At 42.2% G+C, this 21,207-nt stretch carries 24 protein-coding genes and 1 pseudogene; 24 read left to right on the forward strand and 1 reads right to left on the reverse strand.

The features are described from left to right. Positions 1–130 precede the first annotated feature (130 nt). The 21 genes and pseudogenes from EDD59_RS17765 (at position 131) to EDD59_RS08760 (ending at position 19,362) form a co-directional block, all read left to right on the forward strand. Positions 131–301 carry a hypothetical protein gene (locus tag EDD59_RS17765; protein WP_165920896.1) on the forward strand — a complete coding sequence of 57 codons (171 nt, stop codon included), beginning with the start codon at positions 131–133 and terminating at the stop codon, positions 299–301. Positions 302–585: 284 nt separating this feature from the next. Continuing rightward, positions 586–2,499 (forward strand): group II intron reverse transcriptase/maturase, encoded by a 1,914-nt coding sequence (gene ltrA, locus EDD59_RS08665; RefSeq protein ID WP_132381074.1) that lies wholly within the window; start codon positions 586–588, stop codon positions 2,497–2,499. A 112-nt stretch (positions 2,500–2,611) separates the two neighbouring features. After that, a pseudogene (locus EDD59_RS08670) lies at positions 2,612–3,811 on the forward strand (helicase-related protein); the annotation flags it as partial. 20 nt (positions 3,812–3,831) lie between these two features. Then, positions 3,832–4,794, forward strand: coding sequence for a DUF3991 and toprim domain-containing protein (locus EDD59_RS08675; protein WP_132381000.1), 963 nt, complete (start codon positions 3,832–3,834; stop codon positions 4,792–4,794). Continuing rightward, on the forward strand, positions 4,791–5,210 hold the full coding sequence (locus EDD59_RS08680) for a DUF3846 domain-containing protein (protein ID WP_002594669.1): 420 nt from the start codon (positions 4,791–4,793) through the stop codon (positions 5,208–5,210). The genes EDD59_RS08675 and EDD59_RS08680 overlap by 4 nt, the downstream gene beginning before the upstream one ends. Before the next feature lie 123 nt (positions 5,211–5,333). Beyond that, on the forward strand, positions 5,334–5,492 hold the full coding sequence (locus EDD59_RS08685; protein WP_132381002.1) for a DUF3789 domain-containing protein: 159 nt from the start codon (positions 5,334–5,336) through the stop codon (positions 5,490–5,492). Then, a complete protein-coding gene (locus EDD59_RS08690; protein ID WP_132381004.1) occupies positions 5,461–5,802 on the forward strand; it encodes a plasmid mobilization protein in 342 nt (113 codons plus the stop codon). The genes EDD59_RS08685 and EDD59_RS08690 overlap by 32 nt, the downstream gene beginning before the upstream one ends. Continuing rightward, complete coding sequence (locus EDD59_RS08695; protein ID WP_132381006.1) at positions 5,793–7,157, forward strand: relaxase/mobilization nuclease domain-containing protein; 1,365 nt, start codon at positions 5,793–5,795, stop codon at positions 7,155–7,157. Before EDD59_RS08690 ends, EDD59_RS08695 begins: the two co-directional genes overlap by 10 nt. Beyond that, the gene (locus tag EDD59_RS08700; RefSeq protein WP_132381008.1) at positions 7,141–7,947 is read left to right on the forward strand and encodes a PcfB family protein; all 807 of its coding nucleotides are present in this window, start codon (positions 7,141–7,143) and stop codon (positions 7,945–7,947) included. The genes EDD59_RS08695 and EDD59_RS08700 overlap by 17 nt, the downstream gene beginning before the upstream one ends. A gap of 5 nt (positions 7,948–7,952) precedes the next feature. Then, complete coding sequence (locus EDD59_RS08705; protein ID WP_132381010.1) at positions 7,953–8,837, forward strand: LtrC-like protein; 885 nt, start codon at positions 7,953–7,955, stop codon at positions 8,835–8,837. 11 nt (positions 8,838–8,848) lie between these two features. Then, positions 8,849–9,052: a hypothetical protein gene (locus EDD59_RS08710; RefSeq protein WP_002587806.1), complete on the forward strand. Its 204-nt coding sequence runs from the start codon at positions 8,849–8,851 to the stop codon at positions 9,050–9,052. Continuing rightward, on the forward strand, positions 9,042–10,832 hold the full coding sequence (locus tag EDD59_RS08715; RefSeq protein WP_132381012.1) for a VirD4-like conjugal transfer protein, CD1115 family: 1,791 nt from the start codon (positions 9,042–9,044) through the stop codon (positions 10,830–10,832). Before EDD59_RS08710 ends, EDD59_RS08715 begins: the two co-directional genes overlap by 11 nt. A gap of 18 nt (positions 10,833–10,850) precedes the next feature. Next, positions 10,851–11,210: a glutamyl-tRNA amidotransferase gene (locus EDD59_RS08720; protein WP_132381014.1), complete on the forward strand. Its 360-nt coding sequence runs from the start codon at positions 10,851–10,853 to the stop codon at positions 11,208–11,210. Between the two features lie 71 nt (positions 11,211–11,281). Continuing rightward, on the forward strand, positions 11,282–12,118 hold the full coding sequence (locus tag EDD59_RS08725; protein ID WP_132381016.1) for a VirB6/TrbL-like conjugal transfer protein, CD1112 family: 837 nt from the start codon (positions 11,282–11,284) through the stop codon (positions 12,116–12,118). A gap of 182 nt (positions 12,119–12,300) precedes the next feature. After that, positions 12,301–12,588 carry a hypothetical protein gene (locus EDD59_RS08730; RefSeq protein WP_132381018.1) on the forward strand — a complete coding sequence of 96 codons (288 nt, stop codon included), beginning with the start codon at positions 12,301–12,303 and terminating at the stop codon, positions 12,586–12,588. Beyond that, positions 12,572–12,937, forward strand: a complete 366-nt coding sequence (locus tag EDD59_RS08735; protein WP_132381020.1) for a PrgI family protein — start codon at positions 12,572–12,574, stop codon at positions 12,935–12,937. Before EDD59_RS08730 ends, EDD59_RS08735 begins: the two co-directional genes overlap by 17 nt. Beyond that, entirely contained in the window at positions 12,930–15,263 is a 2,334-nt protein-coding gene (locus EDD59_RS08740) for a VirB4-like conjugal transfer ATPase, CD1110 family (RefSeq protein WP_132381022.1), read from the forward strand. Before EDD59_RS08735 ends, EDD59_RS08740 begins: the two co-directional genes overlap by 8 nt. Before the next feature lie 651 nt (positions 15,264–15,914). Then, positions 15,915–16,316 carry a DUF6075 family protein gene (locus EDD59_RS08745; protein ID WP_132381024.1) on the forward strand — a complete coding sequence of 134 codons (402 nt, stop codon included), beginning with the start codon at positions 15,915–15,917 and terminating at the stop codon, positions 16,314–16,316. A 12-nt stretch (positions 16,317–16,328) separates the two neighbouring features. Continuing rightward, a complete protein-coding gene (srtB, locus tag EDD59_RS08750; protein ID WP_132381026.1) occupies positions 16,329–17,096 on the forward strand; it encodes a class B sortase in 768 nt (255 codons plus the stop codon). A gap of 17 nt (positions 17,097–17,113) precedes the next feature. Then, positions 17,114–17,608 (forward strand): hypothetical protein, encoded by a 495-nt coding sequence (locus EDD59_RS08755; RefSeq protein ID WP_132381028.1) that lies wholly within the window; start codon positions 17,114–17,116, stop codon positions 17,606–17,608. Positions 17,609–17,622: 14 nt separating this feature from the next. Then, positions 17,623–19,362 carry a lysozyme family protein gene (locus tag EDD59_RS08760; protein WP_132381030.1) on the forward strand — a complete coding sequence of 580 codons (1,740 nt, stop codon included), beginning with the start codon at positions 17,623–17,625 and terminating at the stop codon, positions 19,360–19,362. Positions 19,363–19,451: 89 nt separating this feature from the next. Here the strand turns inward: EDD59_RS08760 and EDD59_RS08765 are convergent, their stop codons facing one another. After that, a complete protein-coding gene (locus EDD59_RS08765) occupies positions 19,452–19,877 on the reverse strand; it encodes a hypothetical protein (protein WP_230398517.1) in 426 nt (141 codons plus the stop codon). Between the two features lie 226 nt (positions 19,878–20,103). Between EDD59_RS08765 and EDD59_RS08770 the strand changes: the two genes are divergently transcribed. The 3 genes from EDD59_RS08770 (at position 20,104) to EDD59_RS08780 (ending at position 21,203) form a co-directional block, all read left to right on the forward strand. Then, positions 20,104–20,439 carry a helix-turn-helix domain-containing protein gene (locus tag EDD59_RS08770; protein WP_132381032.1) on the forward strand — a complete coding sequence of 112 codons (336 nt, stop codon included), beginning with the start codon at positions 20,104–20,106 and terminating at the stop codon, positions 20,437–20,439. Positions 20,440–20,594: 155 nt separating this feature from the next. Beyond that, positions 20,595–20,810 (forward strand): hypothetical protein, encoded by a 216-nt coding sequence (locus EDD59_RS08775; RefSeq protein ID WP_132381034.1) that lies wholly within the window; start codon positions 20,595–20,597, stop codon positions 20,808–20,810. Between the two features lie 186 nt (positions 20,811–20,996). Continuing rightward, positions 20,997–21,203 carry a helix-turn-helix domain-containing protein gene (locus tag EDD59_RS08780; RefSeq protein ID WP_118374201.1) on the forward strand — a complete coding sequence of 69 codons (207 nt, stop codon included), beginning with the start codon at positions 20,997–20,999 and terminating at the stop codon, positions 21,201–21,203. Positions 21,204–21,207 lie beyond the last annotated feature (4 nt).

The raw sequence follows: 21,207 nt of genomic DNA on the forward strand, positions 1-21,207 counted from the left end.
TCGCCCAAACAAGCTTATGCTGTTGTGGAAAGCTGTCCAGAGGTGGATGGTGCGGTCTATAGGTCGGGGGTCTATAAAGTTCTCATGGCAAGAATGTGGTTGACTACCACTGACAAAAACCCGAATGAAAATGTCAAGAAGAAAGAGCGGTAGAAATGCCGTTGCCACGAAAGTGGTGTGTGTGAGGTTGAGTAAGGCGGTCGCAATGAAAGACCTTGCGGTGTTACAGGCATCGGCAAGCACACTGGCAAAAAGGGTAGCACTAAAAGAACTATGCAGAGATAAGAATATCGGAACGTAGAAAGTCTCAGATGTGGAGCGATTGCACGTTATGAAGCATGAAAACGGAAAGCCATGTCGCCATTGAGGGGGTGTGGTATAACTTTTCTTAATCTGGGATGAAAGAGCAGCCATGGTACCGTGTCCGTTAGCGATAACAGGATTTAGAAGCCGTGAAAAAAGTAAGCGGTGGAGGGACGGGCTGTAGTCAAGAATGTGATGAATAAAACGAAAGGAGCATTATTAACAGACATCATAGGTTCGAGTAGGACTAAGAAAGGCGAACCCGAAAGGAGTGAGCCGACTATGACAACAGAGAAAAGGGCTTTGAAGAAAACAAAGCTAAGACATGCAGAATACTATGACTTTCAAGATATTCAAGATAGATTGTACAAGGATAGTGGGGATGGAAAAGAATTTCGCAATCTTATTGAAGTGATTACCATGCCTGAAAATATCCGTATGGCATATAGAAATTTAAAGAAAAATCATGGAAGTCATACACCGGGAACAGATAAAAAGACAATCAATGATATAGAAAAGTTGGCTGATGAACAGTTGATAAGCAAGGTACAGGAAAAATTCAGATGGTACAGACCGCAAAGTGTCCGCAGAGTGGAGATACCAAAAGGTAACGGAAAAGTTCGTCCACTAGGAATTCCTACAATAATGGATAGACTGGTGCAACAGTGTGTGCTACAGGTATTAGAGCCTATCTGTGAAGCGAAGTTTCACGAACACAGTTATGGTTTCAGACCAAATAGAAGCACGGGAAATGCGATTGCACAGTCATATAAAAACATGCAGATGAGTCATTTGCATTATGTTGTGGACATTGACATTAAAGGATTCTTTGACAATGTGAATCATAGCAAGTTGTTAAAGCAGCTTTGGACACTTGGTATCAGAGATAGGAAATTAATCTCAATTATATCAACAATGTTAAAAGCAGAGGTAGCAGGTATTGGGTTTCCAGAAAAAGGAACACCACAGGGTGGAATTATTTCACCATTGTTATCTAATGTGGTGCTAAACGAGCTTGACTGGTGGCTTGCAAGCCAATGGGAGGAATTTCCCACAAAGTATCCATTCAATGACCGCCGAAATTCTAACGGTAGTCCATGCAGAGGAAATAAGTTTGTCTCATTGCGGAGAAGCGGTTTGAAAGAAATAACCTGTGTCAGATACGCTGATGACTTTAAAATTTTTACGAGTAATTATCAGAATGCTGTAAAATTGTTCTATGCAACGAAAGGGTGGCTCAAAGACCGCCTCGGGCTTGATATTAGTCCAGAAAAGTCGAAGATTGTTAATCTTAAAGAGAAATATTCAGAGTTCCTTGGATTTAAGATGAAAGTGATTCCCCGTGGTAAACGTATGAATAAAGACAACATGGGAGAACCACGATATGTAGTACAAAGTCATGTCAGAGAAAAATCAATAGAAAAGATAAGAGAGGAATTGAAAAAACTGATTTATGCAATCGAATATCCGCCAAACAAGGCTAATTGTATTTATGCCGAAGTAAGCAAATATAATTCGTTTGTGTTGGGTGTCCATGGTTATTACAGCATGGCTACCCAAGTAAGTGCAGATTTCAGACCAATCGCCTTTTCAGTCCAAAAGAGCTTAAAAGCAAGGTTAAGACAGCGGATTAAAACCGCCAAAGAAGTCAGGAAAAACAAAATCCCGATTCACATCACAAATGTTATCCGTGATAAATATGGAAAAAGTGACCAAATGAGATATGTGAATGACCTCGCTCTCGCCCCGATAGGGTATGTGCGGCATTCCCATCCGATGCAAAAAGCGTATGGGGCGAACTCATACACAATAAAAGGTAGGGAATTAGTGCATAAAAAGCTGGAGGGCGTTGATATGGCAGTCCTGCATGATTTAATGAGAAATCCTATTGAGGGAGAATCAATTGAATTTAATGATAATAGGCTGTCATTATACTCAGCACAAAAAGGAAAGTGTGCAGTCACTGGAAAACAGATAGATACGGACAATGTAGGATGTATCAGAAAGATTCCAAAAGAGCATGGAGGTACTGATAAATACAGTAATCTTCTGCTTGTTAGTGGAGAAATACAGAAATTGCTGTATATCAAAGATACAGATACTTTTAATGTGGAAGTGGAGAAGTTAAATCTTGACGCAAAACGGTCGGAAAAACTGCTAAAGCTTAGAAGCCTTGCTTTTGTTGAGAGTTGTTAAACTGCTAATTCATCAGTTCTTGATGGCAAGCCGTGTGAGCTGAAAGGTTCATGCACGGTTTAGAGTGGGGGAAAAGGGGGAGATAATATCAAACTCTTACCTATCACTATTTTCCACGCCGAAGAATGATGGCACATTTTCCGTCTATAACGACATCAGAAAGAAGCTGATTGAGAGAGGTATTCCTGAAAGTGAAGTGAAGTTCATACACGAAGCCGACACGGATATGAAGAAAAAAGAACTGTTCCAAAAGACCCGCAAGGGAGAAGTCAGAGTGCTTCTCGGCTCTACTCAGAAGATGGGAGCAGGAACGAATGTGCAAGACAAACTTATCGCACTTCACGACGTGGATTGTCCGTGGCGACCTTCAGATTTGGAGCAGCGTTCCGGTAGAATTGTCCGTCAGGGCAATGAAAATCCGCAGGTAGATATTTACCGTTATGTAACAGAGCAGACATTTGATGCATACCTCTATCAGCTTGTGGAAGGTAAGCAGAAGTTCGCAAGTCAGATTATGACGAGCAAATCTCCGGTCAGGTCGGCAGAGGATATTGATGAAACAGCACTGTCCTATGCGGAGATAAAAATGCTTGCAACAGGCAATCCGTATATCAAAGAAAAGATGGACTTAGACATTCAGGTGCAGAAGCTAAAGATGTTAAAATCCAATTTTTTATCGGAGAAATATGGACTAGAGGATAAGGTCATCAAGTTCTACCCACAACAGATTGCTTACTTAAAATCCCGTGTAGAGGGACTTACAAAAGATGTTGAAACAGCAAAATTACACCCGAAACCGATAGACGAGCAGCCGCTTGGAATGACGGTATCGGGTGTTTCTTATTCCGAAAAAGCCGAAGCAGGTCAGGCAATCATCAATACCTGCAAGTCAATGAACAGTCCTGATGCGATACCACTTGGCGAGTACCGTGGCTTTCAAATGGAACTGTATTTTGATACGGTGCAGCGTAATTATGTTGTGAAATTGAAAGGCGAAACGAGCAGAGATGTACCGCTTGGCGATGATGCTCACGGTAATATCGTGAGAATAGATAACGGCATAGAACGCTTTGAGGAAGCACTTGCTGATACGAAAAACAGCCTTGAAAATACGGAGAAGCAGTTTGAAACAGCGAAGCAGGAAATCGAAAAGCCGTTTGCAAAGGAGGAAGAATTGAGGGCAAAAACTGCCCGACTTGATGAGCTGAATATCCTGCTCAATATGGATAAAAAGGAAAATGAGATTGTCGGCGGAGAGCCTGATGAGGGCGAAGCAGTCGGCGGCAGAAAGGAGAAATCGTATGAGAGATAAACAGGAAGGCGGTGGTCGATATGCCATTTATCGCACCTGAGTTAATCATTCAGGCGAAGCAGATGGACTTATTAACCTACCTGATAAATTATGAACCGTATGAGCTGGTTAAGTTTTCAGGTAACACCTATTGCACAAGAACCCACGATAGTTTGAAGATTTCAAACGGGAAATGGATATGGTGGTCGAGAGGTATCGGTGGCAGGAGTGCTTTGGATTATCTGATTAAGGTCAAAGGTTACAGCTTCCTTGAAGCGGTGGAAACCATTATCGGACACACATCGATTCAGGCTCCGGTCTATGAAAAGCCACAGCCAAAAGAGGAAAATAAACCGCTTCTTCTCCCTGAAAAATGTTCTTCCAACAGAGTGATTACAGAGTATTTTTTCGGGAGAGGAATAGATTTTGAAATCATCAATTACTGTATCTCTAATGACCTTATCTTTGAGAGCCTGCCGTATCATAATGTTGTGTTTGTAGGCTATGACGAGAAGAAAGAGCCGAAATATGCAGCCTACCGTTCCACGAATAAGCGTAGGATTATGGGCGATTGCAGTGGCAGTAAAAAAGATTATTCTTTTCGGCTTGGTAAGGAAAACTTGGAGGAAGTACACCTCTTTGAGTGTGCCATAGACCTGTTATCCTATGCCACGCTTGCGAAGCTGAACGGGCAGGATTGGAAAGAAATGAGCTTTGTTTCGCTGTCCGGGGTGTATTCTCCGGCAAAGAAAATTGAGGACAGTAAAGTGCCGATTGCACTGGAAAAGTATCTTGGCAGTAACCCATCTGTCAGGAAAATCCGTATCCATTTTGACAATGATATAGCGGGCAGAAAGGCAGCACAGACCTTAAAAACTATTCTGCCGGATAAGTATGAAGTCGTTGATGAGCCACCAAAAGCAGGTAAGGACTTCAACGATTTTCTTTGTATGCGGATGGGAATTTACAATAAAAAAACACACGAAAGGAATGAAGAACGATGAATGATTCTAAGATTAAAGTTCTCTTGGTAGAACCGGAAAAATACCCAAAGGAAATTGTAATTGACGACAGTCTGGAAGCAATGCAGGAGGTTGTCGGCGGGGATATTGAGGAATATATGCCCTATGACGATGACGTTGCAATCATCTGTAATGAGGAAGGAAAGATGAGAGGACTTCCGCTTAACCGTGCAGTTTATGTGCAGGACAATGATAAGAAAGAGATGGTAGATATTATCTGCGGCAAATTCTTTATCTGTTATGCACCGCCTGAGAGTGAGAGTTTTCAGAGCTTGCCGGACGATATGATGAAGAAATACAAGGAACAGTTCAAGTATCCCGAACGCTTTTCTAAGGAAGTGGGCGGCAATATCGTGGCTGAACCTTTTAAGCCGAAATCAAAGGATTATGAGAGATAGTAGACTGAGAACGGGGCAACCCGGAGGAGATGTTTATTCTTAGCGAGCAGTGTATTTGGATAGCACACTACCAAATACCTCGTTAGGGGTTGCCCCTAATACCCCAAGAGAAAGGAGAACGCTATGTGTGAGATAGCATTGGTTGCCGTCGGTGTAATTGCCGGCGGCTTTATCGGAGTTACTTTTATGTGTCTGTTCCAGATAAATAAGGACAGACACTATATCATCACAAGAAAGGATGGCACAGAAAATGAGGAAAAGAAACATTCAGAAGATTGTTAGGTTCAGTCGAGATGAAGCACAGGATTTACAGAAGAAAGCAAAAAAGGCTTGCCTGAGTGAAGCCGGACTTATCCGTTTGCTTCTTCGAGGATATGAGCCGAGAGAAAAGCCGGACGAAAGATTTTATGATGTAATGCGTGAGCTTTCTTCTATCGGCAACAACATCAATCAACTTGCAGTTAAAGCAAACGCTCTTGGCTTTGTTGACGCACCGCAGCTTAAAAAGGAAGCGGAGCGTTGGCATAAGTTTCAGGCAGATATTGAGCGTACTTATTTAAGACCCAATAAGAGTGAAATGAAATGGCAGTAAGCAAGTTGTGGGCAGTCAATTCAAGGCTTGGTCAGGTTATTGATTATGCCGCCAATCCTGAAAAGACGGCGGCAGATATTTATACCGATGAACAGTATCAGGCACTTGCAGATGTTCTCTCCTATGCAAAGGACGAAGAAAAAACCGAAAGGGAATATTACGTCGAGGGCATTAACTGCAATCCGACCACTGCTCGTGACCAGTTTGTATCTGTAAAGCAGGCATACGGTAAAGAGGATGGAATACAAGCCTATCACGGATATTTGAGTTTCAAGGAACAGAATATCACACCGGAGCTTGCACAGAAAATCGGGATGGAGTTTGCAAACGAAGTGTGGGGGAAAAGATTTCAAGTTGTTGTTACAACGCATCTGAACACTAAGCACTTGCATTGTCACTATGTAATCAACTCTGTTTCATTCAAAGACGGCAAGCGATGTCAAGATACTTCGTGGTTTAAGTTCAGAAAAGTTGCCGACCGTATTTGTGAGAAATATGGATTATATTACAATCCAAACCCGAATCGCAGTAAGCAATCCTCTTACTACTATAAGCAGGAACAGGCGGGAATGCCGACCAGATATTCTATGGTGCGAGAAGCCATAGATGAAGCGATTGCCCACAGCACAAATATCAGAAGTCTTGACTACGCTCTGACGCAGATGGGATATGAACATTGTCTAAGCGAGAGCCGAAAGTATTGGACGATTGTACCGAAAGGGTACACGAAACCCATACGACTTAAAAATCTCGGAGAAGATTATACCGAGGAAGCAATTAGGCGTAGGCTTATGGAAAATCAGAGAGTACGCATAGTTCCGTTTGCAAAGCAGACGGTGGTTATCAGGCAGTACCGATTGCCTACAAGAGAAAATAAAATCAAAAAAGTGGGCGGACTGTATGGTTTGTATCTGCATTATTGTTACAGGCTCGGTTATCTGCCAAAATACAAAAAACAGAATACAGCAAGGCTTCATTATCTTCTCAAAGAAGATTTATTGAAGCTGGATAAAATCACAGCAGAGACAAGGCTGCTCGGACGAGAAAATATTTTTACGGACGAGCAGCTTTTCTCATATAAAGAGTCGCTGAAAGGTCAAATTAAAACTTTGAATGACGACAGAACGCACCTGCGAAAAAAAGCAAGAACAAAGATGAGTGACGATGAGCTGTCTAAGGTCAAAGAACAGATTTCGACGGTAAGCGACAAAATTCGGGAGCTGAACAAAGAGGTTCGTCTCTGTGACGACATTGCCGAGAGGTCAAAGGTTATGGAGCAGAACCTTGAAACAATCAGAGCCGAAGAAGAAAAACAACAGCGAAAGGAGCAAAAGCGAAATGACAAATTCAGGTGACGCAGCCGAACAGGTCGTCAGGTTATCCCTTGAAGGCTTTGAAGTTGCTGCAAGACTTACCGGTTCAGCCGCAAAGAATATCGCAATTCTTCTTGCTTCCGTATTAAAACAGGAAGCAACGCAGGCGAACAAGACCAGAGGTAAAGCCCGTCTTACCAATATGATTAAATCGGGCAAGGAGTTGAAGGTATTTTCCATTCCGAATAAGGATTTAAAGAAGTTTACCGAACAGGCAAAACGCTACGGTGTTCTCTATTGTGTTCTCCGAGATAAGAACACAAGGGGAGATAATGTCCCGATTGATATTATCGCACGTGCGGAGGACGCTTCTAAAATTCGGAGAATCGTTGAGAGATTTGAACTCGGTAAGGTGGATAAGGCGGCAATCGTAACAGAATCGCAGAAAGCGGTTGAAAAACGAGAAGCCGTGGAAAAAGATAAGCCGACAAAATCCAAGAATGAAATCATCACGGAGGAAGCTGTACGAAAACCACTTCAGAAAGAGGAAAACGCACAGTCAAACCCCACAACCGCCAAAACGGACAAAAACCCTCCGTCAAGGCAAAACTCAGAGCCGGAAGATATGCAAACTGATAAGGGTATCGCTGTTGACAGACAGAAGAAGCCATCGGTCAAAGAAAAACTTGACCGCTATAAGGCTCAGGCAAAACAGCAAAAAGAAGCAGAACGCAAAGAGCCGGAAACAGATAAGGCAAAGCATCCTTCTGCACAGAAGCAGACGGTACACCAGCAGCCGAAAACAAAATCCAAGAAACCGAAAGAGAGGTAATTACAATGACAGAAAATTTTACTCCTGCAAAAGCAGGCACTCAGCGACCGAGACTTTCCAAAGAGGAATATGCCGAAAAGAAACGAGCCGAGAAAGACGGTGTGTATCAGCTTGCGGATGAAGCGGCGAAAGAGATTGTATCTTCGCCGGAGAAATTCAAAGCGTTCCTTGATACACAGAGCCGACTTGACAGATATTCAGCAGTCAACGCACTTTTGATTTACAAGCAGTATCCGCAGGCGGTACAGCTTAAAGATTTTGATGACTGGAGCAAAGACAACATTAAAATCACAAAGGGTGCTAAGAGCATTTCTATACTTGAACCGGTGGAATATGCAAAGCGTGACGGTACAACAGGCATTTCCTACAATGTGAAGAAAGTGTTTGATGTGGCACAGACCAATGGGAAACGACCGCCCGCACCGACAGCTAATCGTGACCCGAAAGCACTGATTACCACAATGCTTGATTCCTCGCCTGTGAATGTGGAAGCGACAAACGACCTCCCTTATCCAAATATGGCAGCGTTCTATAACAATGAGGAGCAAACCTTGTATGTAAAGCGTGATGTGGGAGACAGCGTAGCGGTTGCTCAGTGTGTGGCACAGGAACTGGGACACGCACAGCTTTCCATTAACAGCGACAGTTACAGTCGTTCCGATATGGGATTTCAGGCGGTATGTATCGGATATATGCTTTGCAAAAAGTACGGTATTGATACACAGAATTTTGCCATTAACCGTATTCCGGATAAGCTCGCTAACAAAGAGCCAAAGGACATTCGTTTTGAACTTTCCAAGACGAGAAATGCGATGACAGATATTCATTCCCGTGTATCAGACGAACTGTACAAGAAAAAGCAGGCACGCACAAAAGATTATGAAAGATAAGAGGTACAGATATGGCGAAAGAAGAACTTTACCATATAGCGTTGGATGATTATGAACACGGTATCGTTATCCGTTCTCTTAATGATGAGAAAACAGATTTAATGAACGAGGGGAAATCAACCGATGCTGTGGACGACCTGATTATCAAGGTCGGGACTGCCCCAAAGAAAAAATTCAAGGTTATCGAAAAGGAACGCTCCGGCGATGCGAGATAACGAAAGACAGTCTGCGATTATTCTTTCTGTCATCGGTATTTTTCCGGTTGTGTGGCTGGCACTTCTCATAGCTCCGTCAGTTAAAGGCGGATTGCCGGAGATATTGCCGAGCCTGATGAATGTATTTAACAATCCGTTTCATATAGAAGTTTGTGAGGACAGCGTGAAAACCGTCCTCATTTTGCTTTTGTGCTATGGAATGGGTATCGGGATATATTTCTCCACACAGAGAAACTACCGCAGGCGGGAGGAACACGGTTCTGCAAAATGGGGCAATGCAAGAGCCGTGGATAAGAAGTACAGACAGTCTCCGTATTCCGATAACAAGCTGATGACGCAGAATGTCCGTATCGGATTGAATGCGAAAAAGCACAGACGAAATCTGAATACACTGGTATGCGGCGGTTCCGGTGCAGGTAAAACAAGATTTTACTGTAAGCCCAACCTTATGCAGTGCAATACCTCTTTTGTAATCCTTGACCCGAAAGGCGAAATCTTGAGGGATACGGGAAAACTTCTTGAGAAAAAAGGATATGAGGTCAGAGTTCTTGACCTTATCTCTATGGAAAAGAGCCACTGTTACAATCCGTTTGTGTATCTTCAGAACGACAACGATGTGCAGAAACTTGTAACTAACTTATTCAAAAGCACCACACCAAAGGGTAGTCAGTCCCAAGACCCGTTTTGGGACACTTCAGCTTCTATGCTCCTTTTGGCGTTGGTGTTTTATTTACGCTATGAAGCACCGGAGGAAGAACAGAACTTTGCAATGGTTATGGAAATGCTCAGAGCCGGTTCGATTGAGGACGAGGAGGATACAAGACCATCTCCTCTCGATGAATTATTTGCAGAGCTTGAGATGAACAATCCCGACCATATTGCTCTAAAGTATTACCGTTCCTATCATTCCGGTTCGGCAAAGACGTTGAAATCCATTCAGATAACGCTTGCCGCAAGACTTGAGAAATTCAATCTTGAAAGCCTTGCTTCTTTAACTTCGGCAGACGAGTTAGACCTGCCCTCTATGGGAGAAAAGAAAGTCGCCTTGTTTGCACTGATACCCGATAACGACTCCAGTTTTAATTTTCTGGTGTCGATTTTATATACCCAACTGTTTCAGCAGTTATTCTATGCCGCCGACCATATCCACGGAGGTTCGCTTCCCGTTCCCGTCCATTTTCTGATGGACGAATTTGCCAATGTTTCATTGCCGGATGACTTTGACAAAATACTTTCGGTAATGCGTTCCAGAGGTGTGTCGGTCAGTATCATCTTACAGAACTTGGCACAGCTTAAAGCCTTGTTTGAAAAGCAATGGGAAAGTATCGTGGGCAACTGCGATGAATTTCTGTATCTTGGCGGCAACGAGCAAAGCACACATAAATATGTGTCGGAACTGCTCGGCAAAGAAACTATCGACACGAACACTTATGGTAAGAGTTCCGGTCGAAGCGGTAACTACTCCACCAATTATCAGATAAGCGGTCGTGAACTTCTCACTCCGGATGAAGTGCGTATGCTGGATAACCAATATGCGATTTTATTTATCCGAGGGGAGCGACCGATTATGGATTTTAAGTACGACATCTTGAAACACCCGAATGTGGCATTGACAACAGACGGAAAAGAGAAACCGTACAAGCACGGAGAAGTGACGATACCGCACTCATCTATTTCCGTTCTTGCCATTGACCCGGATGATGTTGAGGAAAGCAATTACGGAGAAACCACTTACGAACTTCTGTCCGATGAGGATTTTGAAGTAGATAACAATTTTTAATCACAGGAGGAAATTACAATGAGATTTTTTAAGAAAAACATAGAAAACAAAGCAACCTCTAAACTGCCGATGACCGGAAAGGTTAAGAAAGGCTATCGTGCATACTGCGTGGCAGTATTGGCGATGACCGTTGTACTCGGCACAGGTGTAACCGCATTTGCGGCAAACGACCCTATCACGGTAGTAAACAATCTGTCCGATTTCATTTTCGGACTTATCCGTGCAATCGGACTTATCCTGCTCGGCTTCGGTATCGTGCAGGTCGGACTTTCTTTGAAGTCCCACGACCCGTCCCAGAGAGCAAACGGTTTTCTTACTCTTGCCGGAGGTATCATCATTACTTTCGCAAAAGAAATCCTTACTCTTATCACAGGCTAAGAAGCAACAGTTATCACGGGGCATACTCGCCAAAACGGGTATGCCCCATTTTTACAAGGAGGTGCGAATGAATGAGCGATAACTGGGTAGTTCAAAACCTCGAAAACGCTCTTGAAACTTGGAACGATAAATTAAGCGAGATATGGCGGCTTTTAACCACAACACCGCAGGATTTCAAAGGCGGAAGCATATGGAATGTGATGGTAACTATTAACGGAGCAGTTCAGGCAATCGGGCTTGCACTATTAGTGCTGTTCTTTGTGGTGGGAGTTGTACGTACCTGCGGAAGCTTTACCGATGTGAAAAAGCCGGAACACGCACTGAAATTGTTTGTTCGCTTTGCCATTGCCAAAGGTGTCATAACCTACGGTATGGAGCTTATGCTTGCTTTATTCAATATCGTTCAAGGTATCATTTCAACTATTATGACATCATCGGGATTTGGAACACCGAATCAAACGACGCTCCCATCCGAAATGGTAACAACCATTGAGGACTGCGGATTCTTTGAAAGCATTCCGCTATGGGCAGTGACTCTGATAGGCGGTCTTTTTATTACGGTGTTGACATTCATTCTGATAATGACGGTTTACGGCAGATTTTTCAAACTGTATATGTATACGGCATTAGCACCGATACCGCTATCTACCTTTGCCGGAGAACCAACGCAGAATGTGGGCAAGAGTTTTATTAAAAGTTACTGTGCGGTACTGCTTGAAGGTGCAGTTATCGTGCTTGCCTGCATAATCTTCTCATTGTTTGCGTCAAGTCCGCCGGTAGTAAACCCGGATGCTGCGGCAGTCACACAGGTATGGTCATATATCGGAGAACTTGTATTTAATATGCTTGTTCTTGTCGGTGCAGTAAAGATGAGTGACCGTATTATCAGAGAAATGATGGGCTTATAACGGAGGTTCAAGAAAATGAAAAACACAAGCAGGACAGGTCGGCAGAAATATTTCTCTGCTGACCGTAGATGTAAAGACTGCGTGTATAACGGCGGTAAAAGAAGGGGCGAGTGTATTTGTCTTACGGATATTTGCGTTGTGCCTTCTAAAATTCGACCGATTCGCAGAGAAAGGAAAAACAAATGAAAACAGTACAGATATATAACTTACACCTCGTTACCGGCGAGGTTGTTCAGGCGACTGAAGATTATGAACTTAAAGGGAAGAAAACAATCGTCAGCCTTTTTCAAAGAGCAGATGATGAGGATATTTTTCTCATTACTGATTTGCTCTTAGGTTCTTGCTATATTCTGAAAAAGAATATTGCGTATATTGCAACCGGAGATGTCAGAGTTGACGCTGAACCTGACCGATTTGAAACAAATACTTGCTTGTTAAGGAGAGTGAAGAACTGTGGAAGTGAAGATTAACAGAGAAATACGAAATTACACAGAATCAATGTTTTTCGGACTGTCGCTCAGACAGTTCATTTTTTCTGTACTTGCGTGTGGTGTGGCAGTAGGATTGTACTTCTTACTCAAACCACATCTTGGAACAGAAACGGTATCGTGGGTGTGTATTTTGGGAGCTGTGCCTTTTGCGACTCTCGGATTTGTGAAATACAACGGAATGACAGCTGAGAAATTTATATGGGCGTGGATTAAGTCCGAATTTCTTATGCCTAAGAAATTGGTATTTCACTCCACAAACACCTATTTGGGGTTGATGAAACAGAGCATTGAAAAAAAGATAAAGGAGGCTTACAAGAATAATGATTAAGACATTAAACAATATCTTTAAGCAGGATAAGGAAAAATTTGTTGTGCCGAAGGGTGTGCAGGACTGTATTCCGGTTACTGCCATCTATGATGACGGTATTTTCAGAGTGGGCAAAGACAAGTATTCTAAATCCTTTAAGTTCACGGATATTAACTATGCGGTTGCCAGCCGAGAAGATAAAGAAGCGATGTTCCTTGAGTATTCGGAACTACTTAACTCTCTTGACAGTGGAGCAACCACAAAACTCACTATCAACAACAGACGACTGAACCGTTTGGACTTTGAGAAAACAATCCTTATCCCTGAAACCGGAGACGAACTGGACGAATATCGGGAGGAATACAACAAAATGCTTCTTGATAAGGCAACGGGAGCAAATTCTACGGTGCAGGATAAGTATGTTACCATCTCCATTAACAAAAAGAATGTGGATGACGCAAGAACCTATTTTGCCCGTGTAGGTGCGGACTTGATTTCACACTTTTCACGACTTGGAAGTAAGTGTGTGGAACTTGAAACGGACGAGCGACTTCGTATTATCCACGACTTCTTCCGTGTGGGAGAGGAAACTTCGTATCATTTTGATATTAAGGAAACCCGAAAGAAAGGACACGATTTTAAGGACTATATCTGCCCGGACTCTTTAGAATTTGAAAGTAATTATTTCAAAATCGGCAATCGTTATGGCAGAGTTATCTTTTTACGTGAATATGCGTCCTATATCAAGGACAGTATGGTGGCAGAACTTACGGATATGAACCGAAATCTGATGATGTCCATTGATATTGTACCTGTTCCTACAGATGAAGCAGTCAGAGAAGCCGAGAACAGATTGCTCGGTGTAGAAACCAACATCACAAACTGGCAGAGAAAGCAGAATATGAACAACAACTTTTCGGCAACCGTTCCTTATGATATGGAACAGCAGAAAAAGGAAATGAAAGAGTTCCTTGATGACCTTACCACCCGTGACCAGAGAATGATGTTCGCAGTGCTTACGATGGTGCATACCGCAGATACCAAAGAACAGCTCGATAACGATACGGAAGCGTTGCTCACAACAGCGAGAAAACATCTTTGTCAGTTTGCGGTTCTTAAATTTCAGCAGATGGATGGGCTTAATACCGTTATGCCATACGGTACAAGGAAAATTGACACCTTCAGAACCCTTACAACCGAAAGCCTTGCAGTGTTTATTCCGTTCAGAGTTCAGGATATTTACCACGAAAACGGTATTTATTACGGTCAGAATGTTATCAGCAAAAATATGATAATTGCCGACAGAAAACAGCTTCTTAACGGTAATTCCTTTATCCTCGGTGTATCCGGTGGCGGTAAGTCCTTTGCGGCTAAGGGAGAGATTGAAAATATTATCCTTTCTTCCGATGCTGATGTAATCATCATCGACCCTGAGAGGGAGTATTCCCACCTTGTAAATGCACTTGGTGGAGAGATTATCAATATCTCCGCAACATCGAAAAACCATATCAATGCAATGGATATGAACAAGGACTATGGCGACGGAGCAAATCCTGTTATCTTGAAATCCGAGTTTATTATGTCCCTTTGCGAACAGCTTATCGGCGGTACAAATCTCGGAGCAAAGCAGAAGTCCATCATTGACCGTTGTACTGCAAGCGTTTACCGCACCTATCAGCAAAACGATTATACCGGTCAGGTTCCGACCTTGCAGGATTTCAGAGATGAACTTCTCAAACAGGATGAGCCGGAAGCAAAGGAAATCGCTCTTGCTATTGAGTTGTTTACTCACGGTTCGCTGAACACATTTGCAAAGCAGACAAATGTAGATACTCACAATCGACTTATCTGTTATGACATTCTCGACCTTGGTAAGCAGCTTATGCCAATTGGTATGCTTGTCGTCCTCGATAGCATTTTGAACCGAATCACACAGAACCGAGCAAAGGGTAAGCATACCTTTATCTTCATTGATGAGATTTACCTTTTGTTCCAGCACGAGTATTCTGCAAACTTCCTCTTTACACTCTGGAAGCGTGTAAGAAAGTACGGTGCATACGCAACCGGTATCACTCAGAATGTGGACGACCTTTTGCAGAGCCATACTGCAAGAACAATGCTTGCAAACAGCGAGTTTATCATTATGCTCAATCAGGCTTCTACCGACAGACTGGAACTTGCAAAACTTCTGAATATATCTGACCTTCAGCTTTCGTATATCACGAATGTTGATGCAGGACACGGACTTATCAAGGTGGGTAGTTCTCTTGTACCGTTTGCAAACAAGTTTCCGAAGAATACAAAATTGTATCGCTTGATGACGACGAAGCCCGGTGAAGGCATATAAGGAGGTGTTTTCTATGGTTGTGTAGGAGCAATTGTTACGCATAAAAACCGTGTAATAAGCCATAAAACACAATTATTGTGCATAGTGGCTACACCTGCCGTTAAAGTACAATTATTATAGATAATAATCCGTCCAAAAGTACAATTGTTAACTATAATAACGGCAAATTAGCTTTGTAGCAAAATAAAGATGCGAAGGCCACTCGTTATCGGGTGGCTTTTCCGCTTTCAAAACACGGATGTGCTTTAGGTAGTTATCTATCATCGCCAGAATTATGTCTAATAATTGTCATTTAAAGGAGAGGAGTATGATTAACAATTGTATGTTCACAATGGTGTGCAGGGACAATAAAGTCCCATAATTTCCGTGTATAGTTTCATAAAACACAATAAAGTCATATACAATCTGCAATCCCGATGAAAATACAACAAAGTCATATACTCAAATGCAAAAATGACAATAAAGTTGCATAAAATCGAGTTTACAAGATTTGTGGGTTGTGTTTTGTGCGCTATCGCAAAAAGTTAGGAGTAACGTCGAGCGTGTGCATTGCTCTATAAATGGGTGATGCCTGCGTTTGTATGCGTTTTGTATGAAACTTTAATGTATTTTTTAGCAAAAGGAGTATGCAACATTATTGTATGTTCACATATGGTAAAAATTCAATTCAGAAATAAAGCACACATAGATTTCGTCTTTGAAAATCTCGAAAAGTGCAGACACAATGACTGCTATCATCAGGCATTTTTCTATGTGATGGGAATTTCAGAAGAAACCAGAATGAATATCGGAAAAATGTTTGATTTTAAGAACGATTGCATTGTGCCGGAGGGGATGTATGGTGGCTGGCAGACCAGTGGAACAGTCAAGGTCTGCCACCTTGCCTTTAATCTTTGGAACGGTTTTACGGAGGAGGGAAAAGAAAATCTTTTCACACCGGATGAATTGTTCTGTTGCGGATATGCTCCCTACTTTATGGAGGGTATCAAACTCAGGTATCCGGAATATTGCAGAGATTTGACTCCGCCCAAACGAAAAGATATGGAAAGGTAAAGGTACAAAACGATGAATAAGAAATTGAGAATTGCGGTTATTTCGCTTTTGAGTATTATGCTTGCTGTGAGCATTGGATTCTTGGCTAAAGACTACTGCGACTCCAAAAATCAGGCGGAACTCTACGACAATCTGATTGAAACCGTTGAAGAAATAGATGATACGCAAGATACAATGTCCTATTCCGAAGATAAGGACTTTCTGCCTGACTATCAGGAATTGTATATGCAGAACAATGATATGGTAGGATGGATAAAGGTTGAGGATACCAAAATCAATTATCCGGTTATGCAGTCAAAGGATAATCCGAATTTCTATTTAAGACACGGATTTGATAAAGGTTATACAGTGTACGGTTGCCCGTATGTACAGGAGAACTGCGATGTGGATGCTCCGTCAGATAACCTTGTTGTCTACGGTCATCATATGAACGACAATTCGATGTTCGCCGGATTGATGAAGTATGCCGATAAATCTTTTTGGGAAAAGCATAAAACCATTCAGTTTGATACGCTGACCGAGAAAGGTAAATACGAGGTAGTGGCAGTTTACAAGACGGTAGTATATACAGACAGTCCGAACAGCTTCAGATATTATGATTTTGTCAATGCAGATACAGAAGATGATTTCAATGCGTATATCGCCAAGTGCAAGGAACTTGCTTTGTATGATACGGGAATAACCGCAGAATACGGCGATAAATTGATTACGCTTTCTACCTGTGAATATTCCCGTAACAACGGAAGAATGGTTGTCATGGCAAAGAAAGTGGCTGAGTAAGGAGGGATAAGCCTTGTATGATTAGTTTGATAAATTTAGCGGTGTTGTTCGTAGCTAAGGTTGCGGACAACGCCCTTAGTACAACAAAAACAATATTGGTACAGAGAAGTCGGTGGATACTTGCAGGCATTGCGGTTATCATATCCGACTTCATTTATTTTTGGATAACGAAAAGAGTTGTTTCTGCGAATAACGAGATTGCAATGCTTGTTGTTGCCGTTGCAGGTGGTGTGGGTTGTTCTCTCGCCTGCTTTATCAATGAGAAAATGTCAAAGGACAGAACCTATGTGAATGTGATTATGTCCGATGACCTTGAAGAAATGAAGCGTTTACGAGATTTCCTTGCACAGCACCACATCACAAATGTTGCAAGCGACAGTTACACCCTCGATTGGAACGCAAAGACAATCTCTATTATCGCTTATCCTGAAACAAAAGCAGAAAGCCGATTGATTAACGAGTATATTGCCGACAGTTCGACAAAATTCAAGAGAGTGATTCAACCGGCTTAGGAAGGAGGTTTGATGTGGCTGATATTAAAACAAGAGAAACAGTCAAAGGCACGATAAAGACCTTGGATAAAGCTGCCATTGCTGGTCAGAAAATGAAACAGGCATATATCGCCACAAAGGACAAAGCAGAACATTCGGTAAATACAAATGAGAATACTGCGGAAGAATATGCTGCCGATAAGACGGAAGCCGGAATTGATGAAATCGCACATAAAGGTGCGTATGCTTTTGATAAAGCTGGACGAAAAGGCGTTCAGGAAACAAAGCAGAATATTCAATCTGCCAAAGAGGGCATACAGCGTTTCAAACAGCAGAGAGCAGAAAAGGCAATGAACGCTCAGAAAACGCAAGGCAGACCTACAACGGTTGGTAGTTCTTCAGCACAGACTCAAACAACATCGGCAATCAGGACACTTGAAAAGCCGGAGAAAATGGTTAAACAATCTGCGACTTCCGCAGGAAAGAAGAATATTAAACTTGCAGGTAAGGAAGCGGCAAAAACAACGCAGAGGTCTGTTAAGACTGCCGAGAATACCGCAAAGGCAAGCATTAAGACCAGTCAGCAGACGGCAAAAGCCGCACAGAAAACCGCTCAGGCGACGGTTAAGGCTTCACAGAAAGCGGCACAGGCGGCGAAGAAAGCGGCGAAAGCTACAGCAGATACCGTCAAAGCCACAGCGAAAGCTACTGTTGCGACAGTCAAAGCGATTATTGCAGGGACAAAAGCACTTGTAGCAGCAATCGCAGCAGGCGGTTGGATAGCGGTGTTGATTATTATGATTGTCGTGTTGTTCGGTGCTGCCGTAGCAATGTTCGGAGGAGGGAGTGACAGTAATTCCTATACTCCGGTAAGTGCAGAGGTAGAAGCCTACGAACCCATCATACAGAAGTATGCCAAAGAGTACGGCATTCCTGAGTATGTAGAACTTATCAAGGCGGTTATGATGCAGGAAAGCGGCGGCAGAGGACTTGACCCTATGCAGGCAGCAGAGGGAAGTTTCAATACGAAGTATCCGCACGAACCTAATGGGATTAAAGACCCTGAATATTCTATCCAGTGTGGAGTTCAGGAATTGAAAGCGGCTCTTACCTCGGCAGAGGTGGAAAGTCCGATAGATATGGAGCATATCAAACTTGCCCTACAAGGCTACAACTTCGGTAATGGGTATATTTCTTGGGCAAAAACAAAGTATGGCGGTTATTCTTATGCCAATGCAGTAGAGTTTTCCACTCAGCAGGCACAAAGGCTTGGTTGGGACAGTTATGGAGATACCCAATATCCGGCTCACGTTCTGAGGTACTATCCGTATGGGCGAGCCTTTACTGCCGGAGGTAATCAGGCGATTGTTGAAGTTGCCTTGACGCAGGTAGGCAATCAGGGCGGACAACCTTACTGGAGTTGGTACGGCTTTAACAGTCGAGTGGAATGGTGTGCCTGCTTTGTATCTTGGTGTGCTGACCAATGCGGGTATATTGAAAGCGGACTTGTTCCGAAATTTGCAGGTTGTGTGGACGGTGCAAATTGGTTTAAGTCAAATGGAAAATGGCAAAATCGCACTTATGAACCAAAGGCAGGAGATATTATCTTCTTTGATTGGGAAGGCGACGGTACAACAGACCACGTTGGTATCGTAGAGAAGTGTGAGAATGGCACAGTTTATACCGTAGAGGGTAACTCAGGCGACGCCTGCAAGCAAAGACAGTACGCAGTCGGAAGCAGCAATATCTATGGATACGGTATTCCGGCGTATTAAAAATTCCAGACGGTGTCTGGAAAATCGAAAAGATGGCTGCTCAGTTGAGTAGCCATCGGGTACATTATGAGAAATCGGTTGTTTCTCTGTTATTCAGGAAAATATGGTGTGTGATAAGTGAAGCTGAAAAGCATATCGGCATTTTCTTTACTGCCGTCTAAAAAGGAAATATCATCGGCAAGGATAAAAAGAATTGCCAATAACTTCTTGATATATCCAGTGTAGCAGGCATAATCTACATAGATGTTGGCGATATATCCCTCGGCAAATTCTATCAGGTCAGCGTCAATTTCAAAGCTATTGGATAGCTCGTAAACGGTCTTGATGAATTTATCTTTGTCAGCAATTCGCTCTTTACTTGGAACACTTCTGCGGTTCTTCTGTATAAATTTCAAAAAATCATTAGCTTCTGAAAAGTCGGGAGTGATTGAGCTGTCAGTTTCCAAATCTGTTTTGTAATCCTCAAATTTCTCTTTTTCAAACCGATTACTGAATATTATCTTTTGTTCGTCCATTCCTTTTTACCCCTAAGTTTATTCTATGGAGATTGCTTAACGTGGCTCTTGGGTTGTACTTTGTCTTTCGCCATTAACAATCGTGAATTACTACTTTTATAGTATAACATAAAAATAGTTGGAAATCATTACTGATAGTTGGTTTGACTTCCTTTTGGTGCGTGTGATTTGGAATCTACTTAACCTATACTATTAGTTATGGAAACACACTAAGGGAGGTGATGTGATGAAGCTCGATACAATCGGCAAGAATATAAGAAAGTTCCGACTTGCGAAGAAATTACGCCAAGAAGATTTGGCTGAGAAAACAGACTTGACAACAAATTATATTGGTATGGTTGAGCGTGGAGAGAAAATTCCGTCACTCGAAACTTTCATAAAGATACTAAATGCTTTAGATGTATCATCGGATATGGTTCTTACAGATGTCTTGGAAACGGGATACACAGTCAAGAACTCTATGCTGAATGAGAAGCTTGAAAAACTTGCTCCTGAAGATAGAAACAGAATTTATGAAGTCATAGATACACTTGTGAAGCAGTCAAAGCAAATACTTCCATAAAACACAGAAGTTCGTCCTAATCGACGAGCTTTCTTTTTTTCAGTATAAAAAATTTCAGCTATCGACAAATTTTTCGGGACTTCGATAGAGAGAATATGCTATAACAACAACTGTCAGTGATAGACACATACTAATAGACATAGGAGGAAGTAGAAGTGAACGACATTTTCAGACAAATAGCGAAAGAAAATGGAACAACTGAAAAAGCAGTAAAAGAGGAAATGCAGTTTGCCATTCGGGAAGCAATGAAAAGTGCTGAACCGGAAGCAATAGCTTTTTGGAAAGCAGTTGCACCGGACGGAAAAGAGCCGCCGATAGAAAAGGTCATAGCAATGATTGCATTGAACGTTAATAATAAAATGTATAATTGAGGTGCTTCGGCATCTCTTTTTTATTATTCTTTAAAAGAGTTGCATTAGGTGTTTGTAAAAAGTGATACCTTAATGCCTCAAAGGTTACATTTCTGTCCGAAATCTTGAAATGCCTGAAAATTTAATATATAATGTTAAATGAGTAACTGTAACGAAGAAGAATTATAAGATGAAGAGGTGTTACTGATGAAGATATGCTATAACAAACTTCAAAAACTTATGATTGACAATCAAATGAAAAGACAGGATTTAATGCGTGCAGCCGAAATCACATCATACGCTGCAACGAAGATAAATAAGAATGAGCCAGTATCTCTTGAAGTACTGATGAGGATATGTCAGGTGTTTCACTGTGACATCGGAGATATATGCGAAGTTATTTTAGACGAGTAATAAA

It is taken from the genome of Muricomes intestini (assembly GCF_004346165.1).
GTDB lineage: Bacteria > Bacillota > Clostridia > Lachnospirales > Lachnospiraceae > Muricomes > Muricomes intestini.